The sequence below is a fragment of the Cloacibacillus sp. genome (assembly GCA_036655895.1).
GTDB lineage: Bacteria > Synergistota > Synergistia > Synergistales > Synergistaceae > JAVVPF01.
Map to the genome: position 1 here is coordinate 42,168 of JAVVPF010000026.1, position 4,805 is coordinate 46,972.

The window sequence follows — 4,805 nt, forward strand, 5'->3', positions numbered from 1 at the left end:
CGAGGATTTGTAGCTTTTTGCGGTTCAATAATTACAGAGAAGGGTGATTATGTGAGATCGCTGGTCATATATAATGTCTCTATTTTTGATGGACAACAACTCCTAGACGGTGTTTATGATATTTACATTGAGGGCAATACCATAAATGAAGTGTCTATAAATTGTGGCAAACATAGTTTTAAAGCGGATCACGCAATAGACGGAACAGGAAAAACGGCACTTCCCGGGTTAATTGACCTTCATGTACATCTTACGTGGAACGGCGGCGCGGATCCAGCGGAAGATATAAGACACGAAAATTCAGAAGAGCATCTGCTGACTACCGTAAGCAGTGCGTTAAAATACCTCCATGCGGGCATTACATCTGTAAGAGATTTAGGTTCGCCTAATGATGCGGCCCTCGCGGTCAACCAGGCTATTCTAAGTGGAAAATTTGAAGGGCCAAGGATCTTCGCGAGTGGACAGTCTATTATTATGACAGGAGGGCATGATCCATTCCACGGAATAATGGCAGACGGCCCGTGGGAAGTGCTTAAGGCTGTAAGGGCACAGGTTGCAAAGGGAGCCTCTGTGATAAAAATATCGGCTACAGGCGGGGTATACGGCCGTATTGAAGGTGAAGGAGTGGATGATGTTGAGCTTCGCCAAGAAGAGGTCGATATGATCGTAGATGAATCTCATCGCCGCAACGTCAAGGTTACAGCGCATGCAATTGGCGAAAGCGGAATACGCGGGTGCCTGCAAGCTGGCATTGATTGTATTGAACATGGGCACTGTATCACCGAAGATATGGCGGCCGAGATGAAGAGAAAAAACATCGCTCTTGTCCCCACCTTTTATATATACCAGCATCTTTCGTCAAATCCTAATGTACCTGCGTATGCGCGAAAAAAAGCAAGTGAAATAATTGAGCGACATCGAAAGGCGTTAAAATATTGTTATGCCGCAGGCATCACCATAGGGGCCGGCTCGGATGCTGGGTCTCCGTATTCTCCTCATCCATCACTTATACAAGAATTATATGCTCTAGCGGAAGGATCAATGGACAATGCAGATGTTATCAAAGCTGCTACTGGAAACGCAGCGGTGATACTTGGAGCGGAGAACAATCTTGGTTTCACTCGAAGCGGTTATTTAGCCGACCTGATCCTAACTGAAGAAAATCCAATTGAGAACCTATCTACACTTGAAAAACCATCTTTGGTCATAAAAAATGGGAAGATCGTATGGCGTTAAAATTAGCAGACTGATGTCTTGGAAAATAAGACGCAGCAAATAATCTTTCGCTGATTTCATCTTAAATCACCAACTGGAAGTGAAGGGATAAATAATCATGGATAAATATTATATTATTTGCGGCAAGTTTTTTGACGGCGTTAATAATGATATTCAGGAAGATATGACGATTATCGTCTCAGGTAACAAAATAACCGCCGTGGGAAAAACGTTGGGACTTCCGAAAGACGCCAGCGTAATAGACCTCTCATCATGCACCGTAACACCTGGGTTTATTGATGCGCACGCACATTATGAGTTTATTGGGGCAGAAACTTTCAACACCTTCTCCATAACTGACAGTGACGAAATGAAAGCTTTAAACATGGTGTACAACGCAGGACAATCCCTGTTGCGTGGATTTACCACTGTAAGGATAACAGGTACTGCTTTTAGAGGATTTGGATGTATTGATGTCAAAAGAGCTATTGATAAAGGATTTTTTCCCGCATCACGCTTGATCGTTGCCCCACATGCCCTGGGTATTCCCGGGGGACATTGGGATTTTTCTGCATTTTACAGTAATACGAACCCCATATTCTCTGATTTTATGGAACAACCTTATGCTATGGGAAGTGGCGCCGATATGTTCAAATATCTAGTGCGAAAACAAATCAAATACGGAGCAGATTTTATAAAGATAATGGCGGCTGGCGGTTTTGCCTCTCCAGGCGATGATCCTGGAAATATGCAGTTAGATGCAGATGAACTCAGGGCAATCATAATGACGGCAAAAGCAGCGGATAAACCTGTGATTGCCCATGCTTACACCTCAGATTCGATAGAGATGCTTGTAGAACTTGGCATAGATGAGATAGAGCACGGAACGCTCATGAACAAAAAGACAGCACGTATGATCGAAGAGCGAAATATTAAGTATGTACCAACACTATTTTCTCTCATGCCGCCTGACGAGGATATAGACCCTTGCACTCTACCTCCTAAGAGCGAGGCCTTCGAGAGAAAACTTGCAAAATATGCAGAGCAACTCAAGGAAAGCAGAGAAGCGGTCCTAGAGCTTGTAAAAAATGGCAACACTCCTATTGGGCTAGGATCTGATATTGTCGGTCTCTATCCAAATTATGATGGTTGGCGTGAATTCAAAGCGTGGTTGGATCTGGGTGTCCCTCCGATAAAAACTCTTTGTGCCGCGACAAGTTCAAATGCTATGATAGTTGGCCGCAGCGATATCGGGGTGCTGGCTCCTGGTAAAACAGCTGACATCGCGGCGTGGAAGCGCGATTTATTATCGGACCACAGAGCGACATCTGAATGTGCTTTTGTTATGAAAGAAGGGACTGTATATAAATCTATGGGCAAATGCTAAAGTTTCACGAATCATAAAACTCCCTCGCTCCCTAATTCGCGGGGGAGTTTTATGACCAAACCAGCGTACGCCGCACTACTCTTAGACACAACCTATGTCGCACTGCAAATTTAAAAAAGGATCGCGCCTCTCGACAGTATGTCTATTATTGAGCAGCCAGATATATTAATCCATTATAAATAAGCAAAAAATTCAGGCTGTCCATTCGCGGCCCATACCCGATATTCCCCATTTCGGGATGAGGCGAAAACAGCAATAACTTATGACCATAGTGATCTGCTTCCGCAAACGCACATTTATGACAAAGCAATTTATCGAAAATTTCTTGAGAAATCGGATTATACCACTCAGTAACAGCCTGTTTCGCCATGTTATTATCGTACATTTTCCAGTCCGGTTTGAGGTTATCACGAGCACTGGCTAACAAAGATTCAAAATGCGCTAATGAGCAAACATTATGACCTTTTATCGTAATAGAAGGACCTTCCCAGTATACTAAATTCATCGAACTTGAGCTTCCCAAAGCCATCCCCGAAAATAACGGGTGTCGCGCATCTTCGATCCTACAGCGCACAAACCCGCTGCCGCTGCGCCAGTAGTCTAGGTCCTCCGTGTCGGTCGCTTCAACAATATTAAGCCAGTATCTGTTCTCGGAGTTATAGGAGGTCAAGGGCAGATAAGCCCCCCCGCATATTCCCAGATAATGCCCGCGCTCCTTTACAAAAGACCGTATGGCATCGTAGCCTTTATCTCCTAAGCCAGCGTAATAACACTCGCCAGCATCTGGACTCCCTGGAACTATGAAAACATCGTAATCCTTAAGCGCGCCTCTTCGGATATCATTATCATCAACAAAATTAAAGCGAAACCCGCCCCATTTTAATACTTCAACTAATGGAGCAGAAAAATCTTCTCCGGCTCCTCGCCCATTATATAAAGCAATTGAAATCTGCTTGATCTTCAATACAGTCTCTGGCATTTCATCGACACATTCGTAAAATATTTGAGTGTTATCGAAGAGCGCTCGGGCTTCGCTATTATCGTTTACGAAAAATCCACTCTGGTAATAATGCCCCTCTGGCCACGCAGGCGTAGATGAGAAACGGATACCGTTAACAAGCCACCATAATTCTGTTTTTTGCTGTAAAAGCTCATTTATAACCTGAAAATTTTTGCTTATGCTTGTCTGAATAGAAATTAAGCCTATTCTATCTGTTGGCATAAATAACTTTGGCAATTTAATTACCCCTTCTTTTATTTTTATTTATTCTATCCACGTACAGATTGTACAGAGCTACAGATTCCGGCGTGGCACCACCGCTAACCTTTGTCCCAAGTATCAGCGCGACAGAACTAGCTATGAACCCCGGTATTAATTCAAATATATAGGCCGACAGTCCACTATAGTACCAGAAAATAACTGTCACTAATCCTACTATAATGCTTGCGATTGCGCCCGCTTTGTTTATGTTTTTACTGTATAAGCAAAAGAGTACCAAGGGACCAAAAGAAGAGCCTAGCCCCGCCGCTGCAAGAAGAGCGACTGTAAAGACCAAGTCTGACTTAAGCGACATTAGAAATGCCAACAGTGAAATTACAACGACCGCTATTCGCTGCATATTTACGATTTTAGCCTCGTCTATGCTTTTCACATAATACTTCACTATATTGGCGCCAAAAGCAGCGGCGGCAACAATTACGTACGCGCTAACGGAAGACAATATCGCCGCCATAACGGCCGCTGCGAAGAGCCCGAGCATATAAGGCGGAAAATAATTCTTACCCATCGCAAAGAAAATTTGTTCAGGATCTCCAATGGCAGGAAACAGATATGCTCCTATCATTCCCACAAGAACAGCTCCAAAAGTTGAAAGGCTCACCCACGTTGTTGCAATAAATGTCGAGTCTTTGATCTCACTGCTATTTTTAATTGACATGAAACAGGTCAGAACATGCACCATTCCAAAATAGCACAAACCTACGCCGAGTCCGCCTAATGCTATAGAAAGCGCGGGCAAGAATTCTTTTTGCCCATTAAAGAAATCAAAAAATGCTGGATTGTGGGCCCATATATTTTCTATGGCCGGCTGCCATCCGCCTATTTCCACTAGAACAGCCAAAGGCACAAACAGCAACGCAATAAACATTATGCTGCCCTGAAATAAATTGCTCCAGCTCACAGCCATATAGCCGCCAAGAAAAG

The 4,805-nt window shown here is 43.7% G+C and carries 4 protein-coding genes; 2 read left to right on the forward strand and 2 right to left on the reverse strand.

Annotated elements, in window-relative coordinates; translation table 11 throughout:
• Both RRY12_09170 and RRY12_09175 read left to right on the forward strand, forming a co-directional pair.
• On the forward strand, window positions 1-1,236 hold a 1,236-nt coding region (locus RRY12_09170), incomplete at its 5' end, for an amidohydrolase family protein (protein MEG2184836.1).
• Window positions 1,237-1,333: 97 nt separating this feature from the next.
• Window positions 1,334-2,602, forward strand: coding sequence for an amidohydrolase family protein (locus RRY12_09175; protein ID MEG2184837.1), 1,269 nt, complete (start codon window positions 1,334-1,336; stop codon window positions 2,600-2,602).
• Between the two features lie 145 nt (window positions 2,603-2,747).
• Here RRY12_09175 and RRY12_09180 read toward each other — a convergent pair whose 3' ends face one another.
• Window positions 2,748-3,839, reverse strand: a complete 1,092-nt coding sequence (locus tag RRY12_09180) for a BPL-N domain-containing protein (GenBank protein ID MEG2184838.1) — start codon at window positions 3,837-3,839, stop codon at window positions 2,748-2,750.
• A gap of 1 nt (window position 3,840) precedes the next feature.
• Window positions 3,841-4,805 (reverse strand): hypothetical protein (locus tag RRY12_09185; GenBank protein ID MEG2184839.1); only part of this gene is annotated, 965 nt, incomplete at its 5' end.

Excerpts from the sequence above, each read along its gene's own strand:
- RRY12_09175 (MEG2184837.1), top strand. The coding sequence starts at position 1,334 with ATGGATAAATATTATATTATTTGCGGCAAGTTTTTTGACGGCGTTAAT.